This is a genomic window from Sporosarcina aquimarina (genome assembly GCF_023715615.1).
In the GTDB taxonomy this organism is placed as follows: domain Bacteria; phylum Bacillota; class Bacilli; order Bacillales_A; family Planococcaceae; genus Sporosarcina; species Sporosarcina aquimarina_A.
The window spans coordinates 296,068-317,450 of sequence record NZ_JAMBOM010000001.1 but is presented as its reverse complement, the minus strand read 5'-3'; the positions used below and the strand labels follow the sequence as shown (position 1 = coordinate 317,450).

The 21,383-nt window shown below is 39.7% G+C and carries 13 protein-coding genes and 1 riboswitch; of the genes, 2 read left to right on the top strand and 11 right to left on the bottom strand.

Going from position 1 to position 21,383, the window contains the following annotated elements; genetic code table 11:
- Positions 1-238 precede the first annotated feature (238 nt).
- Positions 239-4,426, bottom strand: a complete 4,188-nt coding sequence (locus M3197_RS17305) for a S8 family serine peptidase (protein ID WP_285851032.1) — start codon at positions 4,424-4,426, stop codon at positions 239-241.
- A 529-nt stretch (positions 4,427-4,955) separates the two neighbouring features.
- Between M3197_RS17305 and M3197_RS01465 the strand changes: the two genes are divergently transcribed.
- Complete coding sequence (locus M3197_RS01465; protein WP_251658237.1) at positions 4,956-6,221, top strand: helix-turn-helix domain-containing protein; 1,266 nt, start codon at positions 4,956-4,958, stop codon at positions 6,219-6,221.
- 239 nt (positions 6,222-6,460) lie between these two features.
- Here the strand turns inward: M3197_RS01465 and M3197_RS01460 are convergent, their stop codons facing one another.
- Both M3197_RS01460 and M3197_RS01455 read right to left on the bottom strand, forming a co-directional pair.
- The gene (locus tag M3197_RS01460) at positions 6,461-8,152 is read right to left on the bottom strand and encodes a DUF5667 domain-containing protein (RefSeq protein WP_251658236.1); all 1,692 of its coding nucleotides are present in this window, start codon (positions 8,150-8,152) and stop codon (positions 6,461-6,463) included.
- A gap of 59 nt (positions 8,153-8,211) precedes the next feature.
- A riboswitch (cyclic di-GMP riboswitch) is annotated at positions 8,212-8,296 on the bottom strand.
- A 346-nt stretch (positions 8,297-8,642) separates the two neighbouring features.
- Positions 8,643-9,191 (bottom strand): competence protein ComK, encoded by a 549-nt coding sequence (locus tag M3197_RS01455; RefSeq protein ID WP_251658235.1) that lies wholly within the window; start codon positions 9,189-9,191, stop codon positions 8,643-8,645.
- Positions 9,192-9,919: 728 nt separating this feature from the next.
- Here M3197_RS01455 and M3197_RS01450 point away from each other — a divergent pair.
- On the top strand, positions 9,920-10,405 hold the full coding sequence (locus M3197_RS01450; protein ID WP_251658234.1) for a sigma-70 family RNA polymerase sigma factor: 486 nt from the start codon (positions 9,920-9,922) through the stop codon (positions 10,403-10,405).
- 437 nt (positions 10,406-10,842) lie between these two features.
- On the opposite strand, the gene M3197_RS01445 is transcribed toward M3197_RS01450, so the two are convergent.
- The 8 genes from M3197_RS01445 to M3197_RS01415 form a co-directional block, all read right to left on the bottom strand.
- The gene (locus M3197_RS01445) at positions 10,843-12,909 is read right to left on the bottom strand and encodes a hypothetical protein (protein ID WP_251658233.1); all 2,067 of its coding nucleotides are present in this window, start codon (positions 12,907-12,909) and stop codon (positions 10,843-10,845) included.
- Between the two features lie 400 nt (positions 12,910-13,309).
- Positions 13,310-14,155, bottom strand: a complete 846-nt coding sequence (locus tag M3197_RS01440; protein ID WP_251658232.1) for a magnesium chelatase domain-containing protein — start codon at positions 14,153-14,155, stop codon at positions 13,310-13,312.
- A 467-nt stretch (positions 14,156-14,622) separates the two neighbouring features.
- Positions 14,623-14,844, bottom strand: coding sequence for a group II intron maturase-specific domain-containing protein (locus M3197_RS01435; RefSeq protein WP_251660037.1), 222 nt, complete (start codon positions 14,842-14,844; stop codon positions 14,623-14,625).
- Positions 14,845-15,055: 211 nt separating this feature from the next.
- Positions 15,056-15,325: a reverse transcriptase domain-containing protein gene (locus tag M3197_RS17510; protein WP_490723203.1), complete on the bottom strand. Its 270-nt coding sequence runs from the start codon at positions 15,323-15,325 to the stop codon at positions 15,056-15,058.
- 30 nt (positions 15,326-15,355) lie between these two features.
- A complete protein-coding gene (locus M3197_RS17500; RefSeq protein WP_490723202.1) occupies positions 15,356-15,586 on the bottom strand; it encodes a hypothetical protein in 231 nt (76 codons plus the stop codon).
- A gap of 6 nt (positions 15,587-15,592) precedes the next feature.
- On the bottom strand, positions 15,593-15,862 hold the full coding sequence (locus M3197_RS01425) for a reverse transcriptase family protein (protein ID WP_251658231.1): 270 nt from the start codon (positions 15,860-15,862) through the stop codon (positions 15,593-15,595).
- A 957-nt stretch (positions 15,863-16,819) separates the two neighbouring features.
- The gene (locus M3197_RS01420) at positions 16,820-19,369 is read right to left on the bottom strand and encodes an S-layer homology domain-containing protein (protein WP_251658230.1); all 2,550 of its coding nucleotides are present in this window, start codon (positions 19,367-19,369) and stop codon (positions 16,820-16,822) included.
- A 395-nt stretch (positions 19,370-19,764) separates the two neighbouring features.
- Positions 19,765-21,177 (bottom strand): O-antigen ligase family protein, encoded by a 1,413-nt coding sequence (locus tag M3197_RS01415; protein WP_251658229.1) that lies wholly within the window; start codon positions 21,175-21,177, stop codon positions 19,765-19,767.
- Positions 21,178-21,383: the final 206 nt, after the last annotated feature.

Genomic DNA, 21,383 nt, shown 5'->3' with positions numbered 1-21,383 from the left:
TCGTATTCCCCCATATTCTTATAGTTAGTTTTGAAACAGGTATCAACATTCCAACAGTGTTGATCTACACTTCAGACGGACGCGGGCCTACAGGATGTAGGTTATGCAACCGTTGCGGCAGGACGCCGCGAACTAAGGTTGCTTCCTTCACTGATCCCTTCGGAGTCGCCGTCTTACGTTTCAATCAACGGATACTTTTTAGATAGTAATTTCCTTTTAAAAGAAGCAAACCTTATATTCACTCAGCAGGCTCAAGTCCAATCGACTTCAACAACTCGTTGATGCCTTTGTTACCTAACTTTTCAACTGGCTTTTTCTTCGTATCTTTCGCGCTTCTTAAGAAGTTTTGCTCAATGAGACGTACATCCAGTTCATCGACAATTCCATCGATATTAATGTCTGCTGCTTTGTCCTTCTTGCCATACTGTGCAACGATACGCATTACATCCATGATGTCAATCACGCCGTCATTGTTTACATCACCTGCATAATTCATCGGTGGATACGTGCGAGACCAAAGCCCTCTCCACTCTCCATCAGCGAATGTTGCTACATCGACCGTACTCACTGAATTTAAATGCCCAGGTACTTCAACTACTAATTCAAATTTTCCTTTTTGTGCTTCAATGTCTTCGATGAAGAATCCGCCAGTAGATTCTATATCTCCTGCATATTTCTTTCCATCTGGACCTTTTACATAAACTTTCGCACCGATTTTACTTAAATCGACATCATAGAAAATTTCTCCTGTCTCTTCCATCAGTCCTTCTGGTTTAAAATATCCTTCCAACTTACCAGTAGACGCCACCAAGTCGAATCGATCTTTCGAGAATGCCTCCATCTTAGTCATCTTGTCGCTATTTACCGCTGTGTACGACACATTATTAAAGAAGAAGCTTTGTGAATCTGAATAAGATTCATCACCAATGACTTCAAAGGTAATATCTAGGAAAGCTTGTTCCCCGCTGATTCCTTTTATGTCAGTCCCCTTCAGTGATGCGCCTAAGGAAGCAATCGTCTCACGGAACTCCTTTTTAAATGTAGGTTCTGCAACCTCAATTTCAAGATTATTTTTCTTTGCAAATTGTTTAAACTCCTTATTCGCTTTCACTTTTTTGAACTTGAATAGTTCATTCATAAATCCGATATCAAACTTCCCACTTTGAAGATCTTTAACATGATTCAACGTCAAAGTAGCCGTAATCTCGTCGCCTTTACGAACCTTAGGTTTGTCATACGAAGCAGAGGCATATTCCATTCCTTCTTTGACAAATACATAGTCATCAAATCGTGTACTTGTCCCCATTTCAACCGTTTGTAACGAAAGTTTTAGCGGCTTTTTGGCAGTATCTTCTGGCAAAATCCCAACCTTCATATCTCCATTTCCACCAACCGGTAGTAAACCACTTGGAAACGCGGAGTTCTCATAGTAAACTGTCATATTGGACGACTGGTCATAATTGAGCCCCTTCGATTTTAGATAGTCCATGGATGCATCATAAACGTTTGTGTGAACCCATAACGCATGATGTCCATCTTCATCTGTATACATGGAATCATTCACTTCAATGATTCCAGGCTTATAATCCTTGAACGAAATTTCTGGCTTTGTATTGTCAACGACCGCGAGGCTTTCATCCACATACGTATTGCCTTCCTTATCTTTTGCAATCATTATGAACTTGTAGCCCCCTTCGGGCAATCTAAGGTTTTCATTTGAAATTGGATAGTTTGGATCACCTGTAAACTCATTGACAACCCCTGCAAATCCTTGTGTAATATATATTTCACTGCCTGGTAAAATGCCGGATGCTCCATAGAGGGATCCCACGTAGCCAACTGGTTTACCCGTTTCTTCATCCGCAATGACTATATCAACCGTCTCCATCGGACTCTTGAATTTAAACGTGACCGGTGTGAATGGGATTAAGAACGAATGGAAGTTGTACCAAGAATTTGTGATAACGGGTCTTTCTAATTCTACATAGTCGATTCCTTTGCTGGTCACTCGAATTGCAAATGGTACTCGGTAACTTTCATTTTCATCACTTTCGTTCACAAAGCGAACGTAGCCTTCATAGGTTCCTTCCGCGGCCGTTTGAGGTACTTGAAGTACTGGTTCCACTGTTGTTTCACCGTTTGCTGCAATTGTAACCGTCTGATCTGCTGCAAATTTCACGCCGTTTTTCTCAGCATCTTGTCTACCGCCTTTTGCACCCAGGAATTCAACGGCCACTGCAAATTTTTTGCTTTCTTTGCTGCTATTTTTAATGACAACAGGTCGTGATGCTTCGATCGCTTTGCCTTCTTCCGATAGGTAATGAGAGCGGAATGACAACGACGCTGTTTCATTAGGAATTGAAACCACTTCGTTCTCCTCGACTGTTTCCGTTTGGTCCAACACTTTTACAGAAGTATCTGCATGAACGGCATCGTATGCGTTAATGCGTCCCGAACCTACCTCATACACGGATTGGTCTCCTTTTAGTTCAACGGATGTATTCATTAATGCCGCTTTCACGTCAAATGGCGTGTAGTCCGGATGCTCTTGTAAAATTAGAGCTGCTGCACCTGCTACGTGTGGCGCAGCCATAGACGTTCCCTGACTTCTTGCGTATGCCGTATCGTAACTATTGCCTTCAGGATCGTTCATATACGATGGAAACGTTGAATAAATCGCAACACCTGGAGCAACCACATCCGGTTTAATGTCATATGTTTGTGCGACAGGGCCTCTTGAACTGAAGTCTGCTAAATGATCCCCTTCAGATTTCGTATTGCGTAATTCTCCAAATTCAAATGTTGTTGCGCTCGCCTCTACTTGTGCTTTCAGTTGCTCCCCATCTTTTTTCGACAAACGGAATGAAGGAATATATCCCGTACTTTCGCCGACATAATAAGGAATTTGACCGTCTTCATTGTTGTAAACAATAACGGCCACCGCACCCGCTTTTTTAGCATTCTTGATTTTATCGTCAAACGCCAGAGTCCCCCGTTCGATCAATGCAATCTTCCCTGCTACCTCTTTCCCTTCAAAATCTTTCACATTGCCTAGTCCAGCAAAAACGACTGGATACGATTGGTTCTGGAACTCCTCAATTTTGTCAGAAAAGTTTTTAGCGAGTAATTGGACGTCCGTATATGAATCATCATTTGCACTTGCTGTATAAGTTGGAATGGTTTGTGATACGTCGCTTGCACCAACTGTAATTGCGAGTGCACCGGTTCCAGGTGAACCAATTGTCATCGCGCCATCTCCAGCGTTTCCTGCAGCTACCGTTGCTACTACACCTGAAAGCATGGCGTTGTTCACCGCAATGGAGAGTGGTGAAAGAGCACTATTAACGCTTGCACCGAGAGATAGGTTAATGACATCCATCTCATCTTTTACCGACTTATCCACGCCCGCTAAAATCCCACTAGTTGCCCCACTCCCGTAAGGACCAAGAACGCGATAGTTATACAGTTCAACTTCAGGTGCAACGCCTTTTACAGCGCTGTCGACCTTATTTTCCGACCGACCTGCGACCGTTCCTGATACGTGAGTACCGTGAGAAGTGTAATAGACATTTCCATAATTATCACGCTCAGGTTTGCCCGATTTCTTCCAATCTTCATACGTTTCTTCCATAGGATCCGCATCATTATCGATGAAATCCCAACCTTTTACAGCGTCCGGATCCACTGAACTCGGATCTACGCCTTCTTTCGCTGTATATCCTTTATATGCCCCTTGCAAGTCTGGGTGGTTGTAGTCAATTCCTGTGTCAAGAACACCGACTTTGATACCTTGCCCCTCAATTTTTTCATCGTGGAGCTTGTCCACTCCGATTTGAGGCACGCTGTCGATCATTTTAGGTTCCATCGGGTATTTTTCGGGATCTGGTAAATCCAGTTGTACGGCTTCATCCTTCCAAACACGTTTCACTTCTCCGATTCGTACTAAGTCTTCAACCTGATTTCCAGGTAACGTTATGGACACTCCATTGAATGCATCCCGATATTCATGAGTGATTTCAACATCAACTGATAACTTTAGCTTCGATTGCCCTTGAATGGCTTCTTTAAATTTTCTATGCGAAGCTTCGACTTTGTTTTCAGCTTCGTACAACGTAACTTGATTGGGATTCTTGGCTTGTTGCACTTTTGCTGGTTCTTGCTTGAATTCTACAATCACATTCACAGGTTGCTCACTCGTAGTATTGATGCCGGGTTGAATTGTAAAGCCCGTCTCCGTTCGGATTTCATTGAGCGATCGTCGTTGCTCATCCGTCAGTTTGCTCAATATTTCTTTTACATCATTGACGTTCGTCGCAGCGCCAACTTTTTGCGTTGGTTGGAATGCTGCTGCCGGTAATAGCATGGCAGCCAGCATCACTTTTGCCACTTTAGACTGGACTTGGTTCCCCTTTTTTCGTTTCCCCATTACGTACACCCCCGAATATTTATAGTTTCACCTTCGAATTCTCGATGTAGACTAGGAGATTGCCTTCTGTCTTACATCTGTGACGTTAACGCTACATCATTTTCAAACAATATAGTATTGGGGTAATCTCAGTATTCAGACTATTATAAAATGTATATAGAACTACCTTTCCTATATGAAGGCATTACAAAAGGTACTTACTAATGGATTATAGTAAGGAATAAGGTTTCATTTATTGTAGTTTAACGACTAAAGGTAATTACATTCTTCAATAAATTGTGTATAATTACTTTCAACTCCGAATAGTCCGATAGATGAAATGGCTATATGTGAATTTTTATAAAACCCCATTAGAACAAGAGAAAATCGACCTCAACAAAACTTATGAATGCCCATAACTTTGAATTCCCCCAATTATTCGGAGAGAGACTTATGTATATCTATGAACTATGTTTATTTTCAGAAAAACAAGTCTTTTGGTTTATATTCATTTTAAGCAAATAAAATGTTGCGCATGGAGGGATTAGTGATGCATGAAGGCAGAATCATTAAATTTTACCGCCAAAAAGCGAAGATCACTCAAGAGGAGTTAGGGAAGGGGATTTGTTCAGTTACGCATATTAGTAAAATTGAACGCGGATTAACGGAATACTCTCCCGAAATAACCATGCTCTTGTCGAAACGTCTCCAAATTGACATGGAACAAGAGCTAACTAGCTTAAAGAACTTGAAAAGTAAACTTGATATTTGGCATGAGTTCATGATTTCTCAAAACCGAGAAGCTGCCATGATTCTTCACAATGAGCTGAAAGAATACAAACTTATTGAACTCTCAGAACACGCGACCTACTACAAGCTACTTGTTGCAAATTATTATCTAGCACAAGGGTGTACGAAAAAAGCAAAAAAACGGATTGATGAAATTCAACGAACTGCAGAAGAGTTGTCTGTTTACGAGGCCAACTTATTCAAACACGTACTCGCTCTGTATTATATTTCGGTAGATGAGTACACAAAATCCATTGATATTTTCAATACGGTTGATTTCAAATTCTATTCTAATCCTTCTATCTACTACGATTTGGCAGTGGCCTATCAAAATGTCCATTCACCAGTTCTAGCGTATCACTATGCAGAAAAAGCATTAAACCACTTTAAAAAGACCAATCAATTTCTCCGTATCATTGACACAGAAAATCTGATGCTCATCCAAGTTGAGTCCGATCAGTATCGCAATTTCAACGATACGATCGAACAATATGAAAACTTGATTACACTATGTGATCTTTGTAACTCTGTAGAGAAGAAAGCGAAGGTATTGCATAACTTTGCTTACGAACATTTCAGAAGACAGAATTACGAGACTGCTGGACAGCTCTATAAAGATTCCATGGCTCTGAAAGACAATGATTCCCCACTCTACTTATTATCCCTAGAGGGGTACACGCGTAGCGCACTTATAGGCAACTTTTTACGTCAGGAAGAACTCATAGAGATTATCGAAGAAGGTCTAGCCATTGCCGATCAATGCAATGAAACCTTGTATCAACTCATCTTCACGCTGCATCGATATTCCGCATTTCAACAGAAAGACGACTACCATGCGTTCTTATTTGACAAGGTTTTACCTTATTTAAAGTCACATGGGTATACATTAACTGCGCAAACTTACGATCGTGATTTGTTCAACTATTATACGGATAAAGGAAATCCTGATAAAGCGTTGGAAGTGGCGGAGCGGTTGATTAATATGAATTATATGAAGCAGGATAAAATCGTTGAAATGGTGAAGTAAAATCACATTTATGGGAATTGTTACTCTGAGGGATTGTCAAAGTGTCAGCCTCGAAGTTCAAAGCGTCCCCTACAATCGGACTAATACTTTTATTTTTTTATTTAAACACAGAAAAGTCCAATCACTGATTCTTAATGATTGGACTCTTCTATTCATTCAGCTGACATTTCAACTCTTTCTTTGAATCTAATTGGTCCTAAGTATATTCAAGTTTTCAGGACCCGTATATGAAACCGACCTTAATCATCAGATTTCCCAGATTGTTTTTCCTTCTCTTTTGCTGCTTTTTCCTGTTCTTTCCTCACTTGCTCTGCAGCTTTTTCTTTCGCTTTTCTTTCGTTCTCTGCTGCCTTTTCTTGCTCTTTCTTCGCTTGCTCTGCTGCTTTTTCTTTCGCTTTTCTTTCGTTCTCCGCTGCCTTTTCTTGCTCTTTCTTCGCTTGCTCTGCTGCTTTTTCTTTCGCCTTTCTTTCGTTCTCCGCTGCCTTTTCTTGCTCTTTCTTCGCTTGCTCTGCTGCTTTTTCTTTCGCTTTTCTCTCGTTCTCTGCTGCCTTTTCTTGCTCTTTCTTCGCTTGCTCAGCAGCTTTGTCTTTTGCTTTCCTTTCGTCCTCTGCTGCCTTTTCTTGCTCTTTTTTCGCTTGCTCAGCAGCTTTGTCTTTCACTTTTTGTTCTTTTTCTGCAGTTTTCTCTTGCTCTTTCTTTACTTTTCCTGAAGCTTTCTCTTGCTCTTTCTTTTCTTTTTCCGCTGCTTTCTCTTGAGCTTTTTGCTGTTTCTCTTCACTCTTCTTAGTATTCTCTACTGCCTTCTCATCAGCTTTTAACTCTTTCTTTATTTTTTTAGCTTCTTCTTTATCAGCTTTTTGCTGGCTCTTATCGTTATTTCCTTTAGATGCCAGAGAATTTTCGTTTTTATCTCCATTTAAACCGGTATATTTTTTGTCTTGATTCATTTGGATTTTTTGTTTGATCCAATCCGCTTTTTCTTGAGGAATCAGTCCGGCATCCGCTTTCTGTTGGATAATCGCAAGTTTTCTATCCACACCGTTGAAGTTATGCGGATCTGATTGATCAATTCCTAAGGCAATTTGTTCATTAGAAATCCCATCTATTGTTTTACCGATTCGATCGATGTCCGATTGGTTCCCAGATAAAACTGCTTTCTCGTAAGCTTTTTGTGCAACCTTTGCTTTCTCAAGATTCACTTTCTTCCAAATGTCACCTTGTTGAATATTTAATTTTTTGGCTATTGTACCGAAATTCTGATGTTTTTCTTGTAGCAACTCGATAATTTCACTCTCACTCTTACCACTTTCTTCTGCAAATGCAATTACTTTGACAATCTCTCCAAAGTGCAATCCCTGTTCACGCATCGCCTTCACCTTATCAAGATCTATATCTTTCATCATATTCGCAACAAGATATCCTTCTTGTTTCTTGTTTTCCAGAGATGATCGCTGCTTTTCGTCTAATGAAGACTCTACAGATTCGCTAGTAATAATAGTAGTCACTTTTTCTAATTTAGTGGCTAATCGATTTTTCACATCACTTGCGACTTTCTCGTCAACGATGACCTCAGCTATCTTTTCTTGCGCTTTTTGTAGATTCGCAACATAAGCAGTCACTAAATCCTTTGTATATTTGTCCTTCGCATCATCCGTCAATTTTGCTGACTCTGCCAGACGTTCTTCTGCATAGTTTAAGTAGAGCTTGGATTTCTTTTCTGCATTATTCGTAACGAATAAATGGAACTTCTCTCCAAACTTGTCTAGAAAGTAAAAAGTATTTTCAGGAGTCATCCCAGGATCTTGTTGAGCCTGCTCCCCTACTGAATTTTCTTTTTCCGTGTTTTCTTCTGCAGCAAAAGCTGGTGTTGTGAGTAAAGCAGTGACACCTACAATTCCCACCATCACTAAAGTCTTTGCAAATTTCTTCATCGAACTCTCTCCTTTTTTGAATCTTTTCCTGTAGAGAAATCAGGAGTGAAAAAATGCATTTCGACAACTGGCTGACATAGGAAGTATCCCTTAGTCCCTTCAGTTTTGCGTCACCACTTTTCAATGGTTTTGCCTTTTTCATCGACTCTTATTAGATTGAGAAACACCTTTCTTTAGTCCCTCTCAATCCATTTCCAGTGTACTCCTAAAGTTCAGTTATTGATAGTTCTTTATGCTTTAATTCGACATTTATTTTAATCCATTTTACCCTACAACAAAAAAACGAGAGCAGCCATTTTCAAAGCTGGTCTCGTTTTTATAGTAGTTCAATCTGGATATTTATATTCAGTATCTCTCATATACTATGAGATGAACACAAACCTAAACACTGGTCATACTCATATATCCCCAACAACTAAAAAGGTCCCTTAGCCAACTTACAGATGAGAGATCTACTCTTTATGAAATCTTTACAAAACTTCCTCCTTACTTACTCCTCTGAATAGTTTAGCCCTTTTCCATTTCTTTTAATAACATAAGACTGCGTGTACTTTTCACGCACTTTCATGGCTTGTTCTGTATTCATTTCAATTCTGTACTGCAGTTTACATGTACGCAGATATCGATTCTCAAATATATTATAACTGATGGGCAAATCGACGCGACTGCCATTATTCAAGGTAACTGATACTTGGCCGTCATCATTTTCCACATATTCTTTCACGTGTTCAATTGCCACCCAAGTACACTCCGGATCTTTTGGAGAACAAGTAGGAGTCATGTAAATACCATGTTTCTTACTAATCGCAACAGGCGAATAGGTGCGGCTCCCTAAGATCTCATTTGCTCCTTCTATGGCTCCTTTCAAACTGGAACCCGCACGACGCAAATTAAAATCGACAATCTCCGTAGGCGTCTCATTGACAATTAAAATCTGATCGCCTTCCAAAATCATCGAGAGCAAACGACCACACTCATTAAAGTAAGGAAAAATCAAGCTTGTCTCGGTTGTAATGATGTACTTGTTTTTTGTTTTCAAAATATTGTCCCCTTTTTTTGGATTTCACTTTATTTTTCGTTTAAAAAGGGTATACTAGCTTATAAGCTGGTACCCCCAGCTGCACCGCCTTAAGTGATACCGTCTTCCTGGACTATTATCACTTGAGGCTTTTTTTGTGCTGCATTTTCACCCTCTCCTCACCTCCTTAAAATAAGCAACTCTTTGCATTTCCTACGCTTATACTGCGTAAATAGATTAAGAATATCCCATCTCTTTATAAGTCCTCAATGCTGTTGTTATCCATACATTTCTATATAATCTATATTTTGAATGTTGAATCGTTCTAACTTGTATACCATTTAGGCTTAGCACATTAACTAAATAATGCAATCCATCTAAAATTAACAGAATTTACTCAATTAATTTTATTATATTACAACTTAAGTGAATAGCAATAGATAATTTGCAATATATAGGAGTATTTACAGTATTATTAACTATTTTGGTCGAATGAAACCTAAATAGTTCATAATTCATACACAAATCGTTTGTTTCTACATTAAAATAACTGTACAACAGGAGAAGTACTACAAAACTTCTATTCTTCAAAGACATCTAAGCGAAACTATAAATTCTTTGTACATTTCTTCGAGATTTACCTATTCAAAACTCCTAAAACCATGATTCGTTTTCTTCTGCCTCCCCCTCTATGATGAAGTCACCCAGGGAATACAACGCGTCGTGCACGGCCGTAAAGGCTGATTGAATTGAAATCATATGAAGAAGTACTTGAACAATACACACCTATGCTATCTGCAGTTATTCGAAAATTGCACATCTATCGGGATTTTGAACACTTTCGCCAGGCTGGACGAGTTGCCCTCTGGCAAGCTTGGCTGCGGTTCGATGAAACGAAAGGAGACTTTGCGCCTTATGCATACCGTTCGATTTACGGGGCGATGCTTGATGAGCTGAAACGTGAAGCCCGTTTCAGCACTAATCATGTACCAGCGGAAGATGACATCTTAGAACTCGTCGGGGCAAACCCACAAAGCGAAGAAACTCTTGAAGGTTTAGAGGACTTATTGGCTGAGCTAACGTCTGATGAACGTGAACTCGTGATTTTACTTTATTCAGACCGTGTTTCGCAATCGGTTTGCGCTACTCATATTGGTATTTCTGTTGCTGGAGTAAAGAAAAGGAGGGAGCGTTTGTTGAGGAAATTGCGCGGGCAGCTAAATAATGCAAAATAAGTTTGCCATTTATTTTGAACAACTCTATAGTAGCGAATCCTGGTATTGTAACGTAGAAATAAATGAACAGTTTCATTTGTTATATTTTAAGTTGTATAACTCAATTTGAAATTTAAAAAAACCCCTGGCCGTTTACTTGGTCAGGGGGTAATATTCAATATTCTACTTAGAACTTATTCATTGAGCAATTAGCGTTTACATTGTAAAGCAACAATCTCTATTTAAAATCAGTTATTACTTGAGAATGTTCTTTAATCGTTATAAATCAGGAGTAAAAATCCCACTCCAACTTTGAAAAAACAATTTTAATGGAAGCTCAAAAACTGGGATGATATAACTTAAACAAAAATCCACATGTAGTTGGATATATAAACTTGAGTACATGCGGAGTCACCATAGAGAATGCTTCCTCTAATTTTCTATCTCTTCACTCCATCTTATCGGTAGGTTATATCCACCAAAGGAGGTGCCCATTCTTCGGTCTGGGGATTCTCAGGTTCTTCTGGCTTTTCTTCTGGCAAATCACTGTCGTCCATGCTGCATTTCTCTTCCCATTCTTTCTTATCTAAATGAATAATAAAGCTCCCGTTTGCCAAGTTTGCCTGCCTGACATATATTTTTAGATTGTTATTATTACTATATTTTTGTACTGAAAGATCTCCCCCTGCACAAACTAACAAATTTCGGTTATTTATGATAGTGTCAGCCTCAAAATTGTTTTTAGCGATTATTTTTACATTATCATTATTCTCTATTTTTTGCATAACTATATTCCCGCTGCTAAACAGACTGGTGCCAGGGTTATGATAAAACAATCCTTGGACTTTTATTTCGTTCGTTGCTTTTACTGTAGCATTTGTATTGTCTTGCATTTTTCCTGATTCAAAGTTTTTGTCACTGCTTACAAACGTATTAGTATTCTGATCAAATATTTTCTTAAAGATAATATTACCTTTCGACGAAATAGTCATATTTTTATTTGTGATCACTTGCTCTTCGGAAATGAATTCGCCAACCGAGGATAACATGATGCTCTTTTGGTTATTATTAATACCTTTGGCTGTAAAATTTCCTCTTGACTGCAAGAGAACATCACCCGAATTGCTTAAAATCTCGCCTGAATAGAAATTACCTCCAGTCAAAATTGTTAATTTACTCTTATTTCCTTCTATTTTCTTATCCTTATTCAAGGAATTAAAATTTCCTCCTGCCTGTATATACACTTCGTTATCATGGTAATGCAAGTCACTTGCTGTAATGTTTTCCCCTGCCATAATGGATAGATTCCTTTTATTTCTGCCGATTTGATTTGCAAAAAAACTTCCACCTATTTTAATATCAACATCTTCATTTTGATAGATATTTTGTGTAGTAACATTCCCCGATATATTCATCCTGAAAAATCCCTTATTATCCTGAATCAACCCATTCGTTTTAAAATTACCGTTTGATAGTATAGTACTGTTTGTATTGCCATATAGATTGCCCGATTCATAATCTCCAGTTGACTGGATCGTCAGAAAACCTTTATTGTCCTGTATAACTCCGGTTGAACCAAAACTTCCATTGGTTATTATTTCAGTGTTCAGGTTATTTGTCGTTGTCCCATTCACTTGTACGTTACCGATAGATGAAATCTTTAAATAGCTTTTATCATTATTTTGTAATTGCCCTGTGGTAAACCCCGCGTTGGATTGAACATCTACATTTCTGCTGTTATAAATTTTTTCAGTTTTAATGGATCCTTCTGAGACAAGATTTACTGAGTTTGTATAGTCTTGAATGGTCGACTTATCAATGTTCTTCTTAGTGTGTATTATACGATCTTTCTTCGAACTTGAATCTGTGTCCACTTCCTTGGTCACGCTGACATTCGTTAATGAAGGAACTCTTGGAATGGAAAAAGGTATTAAGGCAAATGATGGGAATGAATTATTACCATCTGCTGGTGTTTGATCGCCCTCTCCGCTACTCAAAGATTTCCTGACATCAGGAAGATCAAATTCCAAATCGACGTCAAGTATTGCAGTCTTCCCATTTGAGTATTTCCCCTCAACACTTCCTTTAACCAATATTTTCTCTCCATTTATGCCAATTTGAAAACTATCCGGACCCTCGATATATAATACATCTGCAGGTAAGTTATTCCCTACCTTACCAAATTCCACGAGTAATGCACTCTTCAGTTGTTTATTATATTTCTCAGCAATCTGGGCATCTGTTCTTTTTTCATCAGGATTATTCTTATCATTGTAATAGCTCGATACTGCATCTTTCCATAACTTATATTTCACATTATGATAGCTGTTTGTAAATGAGGTAACGTAATATTCCGCCCCCATCTCCGCTGCGACGACCGACAAGTGATTATTGTCCGTACCTTTTTCCTGCTTGGCATTGCTGATAGCGCCTCGCATGAAGACAGCTCCAATGCTAGTAATGAGTACGATGAGCAGCAAGACGAGTATCAATGCATATCCACGATCATTGCTCATTCTATCCATACAAACCTCCAAGACTTTTGACTTAGACCAAGTATACTAGGTAACACTTTCACGCACAAATAATTTATGGAATATTTAATTATATATTAAAATATGTATATTCATATCAACTAGTTATATACAAATGCTCCCTAAATTAAAAAGTGCACATGTTCATATATAAACCATCAAAACAGTAAGAATAGATAAATAATTTCGTACTGACGTAAGCTAAAAAAGCTCTCTACATCATTTCTACTATCCACTTGGTCAATTCCTTCCTGTCTTCTTCCCTAGACTCCTGTAAGTAGAAAGCAGTTTACCCCGCTGATAGTCACTTCCCCGTTCTGCATAGGCTGCCGCAGCATATCAAGTGTTTTGCGAGAGATTTCACCTAGTTTATGATAGGTACTTCCACTGATCAATGAAATAGCAGAAGCGGAATGACATCGTGACCGGTACGGGGCCGTGACGCAAAACCTCTGCGTTCTTTCACTAAATGATAGATACTAAATACTTCCAGCATCTCTTTATTCGGCAAATCATGAAAAATCGTATTAAATGTATCTGCCAGCATACTCTTCCCACACCCATGTGGACCAGTCATCAGCGAGTAATGTCCGCCAGCTACCGCGATTTCCAGAGCCCGTTTTGCTTCCTTATGTCCACGAACCGACGCAAAGTCTGGCTGACGTGATAGATCCGGTATCTCCTCTTCCTTCACCAACACCTTCGGGACATCCATCTCAATTACCCCTTGTTCTCTCAGGCAGTCGAGCAACTGATGGACGTCAGCAAGAGGAATCAGCTCTGCAGATAAATCCTTCCCAAGAACACGTACATCAACAGGGGGCAGCAACACTTGCTTGAAGCCGAGCAGAACCGCCTGTTGGATTGCAGGAATCAGTCCATGAAACGATTCCAAGCGCCCATCCAAAGAGAGTGACGCAAGAATGCATGTGGAAGCATCTAGCGGAATCTGTTCTTTCATCACTTCCCTGAGAATCGCCACTAACATCGCCGCATCATACCCAGTCCCTGTCTTACGCTCATCCGCCGGAGACAAATGCACCGTCACTTTCTTCATATCCAGATCCGCATCCAGTGCATGCAGACAACTCAGCACGCGTTCCTTCGATTCTTTAATCGACGCATCAGGCAGCCCAACAATTACAAACTGATCTTTATCCGACCGGACATTTGCTTCCACCCGAACGATATGTCCTTTCATCCCTTCAAGTCCGACACTAAGAACATCTTGCCCCAACCATCTCCTCCGCTTTCTTTTCTGCCTCATTGCAGACAGTACACCTGACCCTGCACCACCTGCCAAAAAAGTGTTTTCGAAGTGTTTTACAATTTAGCAGTGTTACGAATGTGATTAGTAAGGGGTTTGCCGATAAATTCTTTTCACAAGGCAATGACAAATTTGAAGTTCGACCCGTGAAAACCCTCCAAAGCATGAAAATGGCAAAGTTAAAAGATAGAAAGAATAATTTTCACTGTTTATCCAGATAACAAAAAATCCCCTATCCGACTTCTCGAGTAGAGGATTTCTTATTTTATTCATGCACATAGTTGTCTGATTAGTTTCTGAATTGTGTGGGGTCGAGTAGGTTGGGTCCTCTCTTTTCAGATTGGACTCCTTCCCCTCACAGAACCGTGCGTGCGCTATTTACGCACACGGCTCTTTCTTGTTATCATTTACAGAATATAGGTAAGCTCTTCTCGTAATTAATAAATGCTCACTTTCACCTTCGGTATCGGAAGTGGGTATTTCCTCAAAAACAAGGCGAACTTCACAAAGTTGAATGATTTCTTTTGGCTTCTTCTATTCATCCATTTAAAGAATAGCGACCTAACTTTGTTTGTGAAACTACTTACATACGGTGTGTTGTCGGTTATGCAATAATAGTTATAGTACCCTCTCAACGACCGCTGAAGTCGCTCAATCACCACATGGATCTGTGTTGGCTTTCAGCCACTCCTTGCAGTCTTTCAATTTGGCTCTTACTTTCTTACTGCTTGTTTTCCTCTTTACACGAAAGCGTCCATTCTTACTTTTGTTACAAAAATGTGTGAATCCCAGAAAATCGAAAGTATCCGGTTTGCTGCTTCTTAGTCGTTTGCAGTTACGTTCTGCGAACCTACCGAAGGTTAGGATTTTCTACTTGTTTTCTGCAATTTCAAGGTTGAATTTCTTTAAACGCTCGATAAGCGCAGAATAGAAATCGTTTGCTTCGGTTTCACTCTGGAAACAGCATACGAAATCATCTGCATACCTAACCATGTAAGCATGTCCCTTACATGACTTGCGGATAAACTTATCGAACCACAGATCGAGTACATAATGGAGATAGACGTTCGCCAAAATTGGAGAAATGATTCCTCCTTGCGGAGTACCGGAATACGTATTAAAGTATTTTCCCTCTTCCATATAGCCGCTTTTCAGAAATCTAGCGACAATTCAGAGGAAAGCTGGGTCAGAAATTTGATGTTGAAGAAACTTCATCATCCATTCATGATTTACATTATCGAAGAATCCTTTAATGTCCACATCCACAATATAGTTTGTATACCGTTTTTCAATGTATACATTAAGTATCTGAAGCGCATCATGGCAATTCCGATTTAGTCTAAAGCCTATGGAGCAGGCAAGAAAGGCTGGTTCATAGATGGCATTTAGAATCTTAGCCATCCCCCTCTAAACCATCTTATCTTCGTGTTCAGGGATACCTAAGCGGTCTTTCTTTTCCCTACCCACTTTTGCGATATATGTCCTCCTGACAGGAACAGGCTTGTAAGCATTCCTTTTCATTCGCTTTACCAAATCCGCAAGATTCTCTTCTAGATCTTCAGCATATTCTTCTTTGGTAATCCTTTGGATTCCAGTTGCTTTTCCGGAAGGAAGCTCATGATGACACCTCATAAGACTTTCCTCATTAATCAGATGTACAATTGACGTGAATTTCATTTATGGATTCTTCTTTGCCAATTCTGCTATCCTTTTCAGTTTCGTTTCCATTTGATAACCTACCTCTGCTAGTAATAAATGTGTCCCTTCAAAGGGCAATAACTAGGTAGTTGCCTTTCCTCCATCGGAAATCGGAATTACCCAACTTCATCGGTACTATGCAACCGTCCGACTTCCTGTGTGGCATTTGGCTTTCTCACTTATTTCGCTTGTTTCGCCATACTCTCCATTCGGAAAGACCGACAGGATCTCCCGAGTTGCTACAACATATCAATGTCTGACGTGCCATGGTCACCGACTCCGAAGGAGTCTCCATGGTCTTGCCATTCCGTCCGTGGAGATATTCCTTTCTGCGCTGGACAACGCATCAGCCTCCTTGACTGGTATTTCGGAGCTCAATCCCTTCAACCAATTGGCTTTCGGCCCGCCATCTAACTGTCTACGCTTAAAGATATCGGTTATCCGACATCCTCCAAGACTCGTTACGAGTGAGTGGCTAGCTCTTACTCTACGGGGTTCCAACCCACTATATGTTGCAACCTAGGCTCGGTCGCTCGTCCAGATACCCGACACTCAATGTTCTGCAAGCAGGACATTGATGAGACTTCAGAGGCAGTGAAACATGAAGTGCGATTCGATCTCCAACCTCTTCAATCTTCTTAATCTCTACACCTTTTAACCCCGGGATGTTCATGGTATTATTCATATGCACGCATCACCTTTCATTTACTTGTTTCTCGACAATTCAAGTATAAAAGAAATGGTGATTGCGTGCATTTTTCATTCAAATTGAGTCTACACCCCAACAAATATTATAGAACCATTTTAATTTTGTTCAGCAGACAGTTGTCTGATTAGTGTCATATTTGTGTTGGGACCAGGTACCCAACACTCACTCCCATGCTGGACACATAAAAAACCCTCAATCAAAATTAATTGAGGGTTTTTGAAACAATATTATTTAACGTCAACATTTACAGAAGTAGAAGCTTTAATTGTTGATGCTCCAGTTATAACTTTGAATACAACTGTTCCTTTATCTCCAGATGCAACTGTTGATTTACCAGTGAATACGTCGAAACTTCCTGGTGTAGCAAAGTTACCAACTCCACCTGAAACAACTTCACCAGTTACAGTACCTAATACAACTTCTCCTGGAGTTAAATCACCGTCTCCATTAGCATCAATATAAAGTTCAGCTGTTGTTTCGTCAATACGAACTTGATGAGCTGATGCTTTATTTAGTGTAATACCTTTGACGATATCGTCATTTGCGCTATTAACAACATCTAGTACATCGCTAACAGTAATCGCTTTGCCTTTGTAATCAATTGTTGGAACAGACTTGAAGTTAACAGAATTGATACTGTATCCAGAGTCGGATACCGTTACAGTGAATTGTCCAACAAGAAGATTAGCTGAATCATAGACTGCAACTGTTGTTGAACCTACAGCTTTAGCAGTAACTGTTAGATCAGACGTTCCAATTGCAACTTTATTTTGAAGTCCAGTAGTTGCTGAACCAATCGTAACTACATCTGCGTTGTAGCTTACTTTATAACCATTAGTTGCTAAATCTACTTTACCGTTTGGAAGACCTTCAGAATTGTATTGATTCAAAGCATATTCAACATTTACATCTGCATCTAAGTCTAATGCATTATCAGCAGAGTATGTTGCATCATTAGGTTTCTTAACAAGTTCCAATCTCTTAGAAGTAACATTATCATGTTGTGTTACACGAACTCCGAATGAGCCTAATGTTACACCATTAGATTTAAGAAGTACTACTCCATTACCAGCTGCTGAACTTGTTAATGTAATAGTAGCTTTACCATTAGTACCAGATGTAGCAGTAGTAGCAGTTGGTGTTACGAATGATGGTGTTTCTACATTAAATGCTGCACCATTAACTAAATCTCCATATTGGTCAACTACGGAAACAGTAGCATCTGCAGTTTTACTTGCTGTACCAACAATTGTTACTGAAGGTGAAGCAGGAGTAAGTTTAGTTACTTTACGAGCAGTGTTAGCTACTGTTACAGTAAAGTCTTTTTTAACATCACCGTATGTTAAAGTAATTTTAGAAGTACCAGGAGTATTTGCTGTTAATGTACCGCCAGTAGGAGCAGAAACAGAAATTACAGCTGGGTTGGAAGATTCTACTTTGAATTTTGTAGTATCAGTTACATCGTAATCTGCACTGTTAGCTGTCACTGTAATTTCATCTACAGTTGCAGTTTCTCCAACTACTAGTGTAGAACTTTTTTGTTCTCCAACAGCTGTACTACCATTTGTTAGAACATGGTCTTTAATAGCCGTTGCAGCTAATTCTAGGTTTCTTACTTTAATTGTTTGTTTTTCAGAAACAATTACGTTAGAACCTTTGCTAACTGAAACTTGCACTGTATAATCACCAACAGTAAGTGGGTTGTCAGAAAGTAGTCCAGTTGTAGCATCCTTGAAGAATGTTGATGAAACGTCACTATTATTTTTATCCACCGCTACAAAATTAACAGTATATCCAGCAACTTTTAATGCGTTAAAGTCTGCTTCTGCACCATTGATTTTAAGAGCTACTTTTTGACCTTTTGTGTCGTCATCGAAAGTGCCTGCAACTACTTCAGCTTTTGTAACATCATATGTGAATTTGAATTTGAAAGTTGATTCAACTTCTTCAACTTTAACTACTAAAGAATACTCTTGATCAATAATGAAAGCTGATGCAAACTTCACTGTAGCTGTTTTACCATCTTTAGAAGCCACAACTTCTGTAGCAGTATTTCCAGCTAAAGTCAAGTTTTCAACTTTAAGATTATTCAAGCCTTTACCAGTCAACTCTAGAGTTGTAGTGCTAGTCGCCTTTACAGATTCAACTACTGCTTCTTCAACAACAATCTGATCCTTCAAAGCAAACAAGAACTTAGCAAAGTCCCCACGCTTGATAGGGTTAGTAGTACCAAATTGCTTGTCATTGATACCGCTAGTCACTTTGTTAGCAACTAAAGCGTCAACTGCTGCATCGTAACGGTCAGAAACGTCTGAGAAAGAGTTCTTTGTGTCACCAGCTTTAAGATCGAATGCTTTTTGAAGCATAAGAGCTGCTTCTCCACGAGTTACGTTATCTTCAAAACCGAACTTCGTAGTTGTTTTACCGCTGATTACTCCAGCAGCTTTCAAAGAGTTGATAGCCAAAGCTCCACGCTTAGGAACGTCAGAGAATCCTGCAGCTGGTGCTTTTTCGTCGTTCAAGCCTGCTGCTGCAGCAATCATGATTGCTACATCGCCACGCTTGATTTGTTGGCTGATGCCGAATTGAGTTGCAGTAAGACCTGAAGCGATGTTGTTAGTTACTACGAATTCTACAGCTTCCTTATAAGAAGCAGGTACGTCCGTGAATGCAGAAGTAGTTACGGTTGCTGCAGATGCAACTGGTACAAGTGCAGATGCAACTAGAGTTGCTGTCGCAGCTGATGCTACGAACTTTTTGTAAGATTGTTGAGCCATTGTGTAGTATTCCTCCCTGTTTTAGGTAATCCAATTTTATTGATGTTTCCACCAATGGTAAAGCACAGTTTAACTATAACATCACTTTCTCTATAAATCTACAAATCTTCAAAAAGATTTCAAGAATTACAGACAAATAGTTATAATTTAACTCTTATTCTATTATACATATCCCCAAATCGATTGCAACCCGTTTGAAGAGTCTTTAAACATTTCTATTTCGTTACAAAACATATTTTATGTATCTATTATACTTCAAAACGTTGTCCTGACTGTAATAGAATTACTTTTTCACTTTCTAATAATTCCCAGACATTTTTAAATTTCTTTTTCACTACCTACATTAAAACAGCCCCGAATCGAAAAATACAGATTCGGGGCTGTTTTAAATTTGTTCACAATTCAGGTCGTATCTTGCCATCGCGGGAAACTACTGTAACAACAGCTAACAGGAATGCTAACCAGATTGACACAGACGGCGCTGTAAGAACGTGACCAGCTGTATAACTGATGCCGATCCCGACCAAGAAGGAGATTCCTGTAAGGATACTAAAGTAATTAAAGTTTTGTTTTAAATTCATAACTAGTTTCACGATGAAACTACCTGCAAACCAAATAATTGGCGCGACCATATAAATGAAGCCGAGTATTCCAAACGAGAAGAACCAGTCATGGAAATCCATCTCGATCATTTTCAATGGTTTGTGCGGTGCTGGTGCATCATAGTTTCCTGCAAAGCCCATTCCAAATAGTTTTTGACTGATTGGAGCGTCTTTGAACTGCTCTACATAATTTGCTTTATAGGTTTCTCGACTACTAAATACTAGATTTTCGAATTGCTCGCCTGTAATGAGCGGTTCGTCTTCTTCCCCATCTTCAGGCGGTATTTCGTTTCCATCGTCATCTAGTTCGACAGGTGGCTTTTCGAGTGAAATCCCAAGAATGTCGAGGTGGGCATACATATTGCCGAATACTGGTGTAAACGGTGTGGCCACAATGAGCACGATTAATAGAATTAAAGAAATGAACGAATTGGCTTTGACGCGTTGTCGAGCTGGATATTCTTTTGTCGTAATGAGTAATAGTAGACTTCCGAAGAAGATACTCAATAACACGATCAAGATTCCGCCATAACCGACCTTTGTTCCAAGTCCGAGCATTGCTACTGATAGCAAGACAAATGGCAACCAATGCAATAGTTTTCTAGTTGTTGTTGTTTTATAGACTGCAAAGAGTGCTGTGATTGGTAGTAACATCGACATCGAAGCACCAATCTCGTTTCCTGCATAGAACCAGCCGGTCCATCCTTCTTTCGAGCGTGCATAGTTTGCCATGCTCGTGCCAGTTAGATGAGCGATGATGAATACAACGCTGATTGTGAGTGATGCGATCAGAAAATAGTTGACGAGCTGTCGAGCATTGTCGGAGCCATCTTCTTTTTTCATCGATTCTAGTAATAATATGAAACCAAAGAGCAGTACATGGAAGTAGACGACTTTTGTGTAGTAGGTCAACTCTTGCATCATATAGAATGGTTCTTTGACGGTGTAGCCAACAATAAAGTTGATGATTACAAATACGGCTAGACCTGATAGGTAGAGTAAGTAAAGTCTGGCACGTTTGCTTTTCCGTGATTCGTTGACGATCCAGATTGCCATTATGGCTAGATAGGCGAGACGAATGATGACGCCGAGCGTCAACGGAAGGTCGATGAACAAGAGCGACGCTGTCGTTAGGACGTCGATGATCGGTTGGATCATGACGAAGGCGACTAGCGCAAGCATGATGTTGTGTCGGTTAAGTTCCATTGGGGCAGGTTCCTCTTTCGTATATGGTTTAGTTTAATCTTTTTTATATAAGATTAGATAATTGCAGGTTACTTAGTTGATCGGAGCGGAAGGCAACCTAAGTACGCCGCGTCCTGCGGCAACGGTTGCATAACTCACATCCTGTGAGCCCGCGGCAAAAACGACTACGGAGGGATCAGCGAAGGACTGAAGACCCCGCAGAAGCG

Bases quoted from the DNA above. Each gene is read 5' to 3' on its own strand.
- M3197_RS01420 (WP_251658230.1), bottom strand. From the start codon at position 19,369: ATGGCTCAACAATCTTACAAAAAGTTCGTAGCATCAGCTGCGACAGCA.
- M3197_RS01415 (WP_251658229.1), bottom strand. From the start codon at position 21,177: ATGGAACTTAACCGACACAACATCATGCTTGCGCTAGTCGCCTTCGTC.
- M3197_RS01465 (WP_251658237.1), top strand. From the start codon at position 4,956: ATGCATGAAGGCAGAATCATTAAATTTTACCGCCAAAAAGCGAAGATC.
- M3197_RS01445 (WP_251658233.1), bottom strand. From the start codon at position 12,909: ATGGATAGAATGAGCAATGATCGTGGATATGCATTGATACTCGTCTTG.
- M3197_RS17510 (WP_490723203.1), bottom strand. From the start codon at position 15,325: ATGGAAGAGGGAAAATACTTTAATACGTATTCCGGTACTCCGCAAGGA.
- M3197_RS17500 (WP_490723202.1), bottom strand. From the start codon at position 15,586: ATGGCTAAGATTCTAAATGCCATCTATGAACCAGCCTTTCTTGCCTGC.
- M3197_RS17305 (WP_285851032.1), bottom strand. From the start codon at position 4,426: ATGGGGAAACGAAAAAAGGGGAACCAAGTCCAGTCTAAAGTGGCAAAA.
- M3197_RS01425 (WP_251658231.1), bottom strand. From the start codon at position 15,862: ATGAAATTCACGTCAATTGTACATCTGATTAATGAGGAAAGTCTTATG.
- M3197_RS01460 (WP_251658236.1), bottom strand. From the start codon at position 8,152: ATGAAGAAATTTGCAAAGACTTTAGTGATGGTGGGAATTGTAGGTGTC.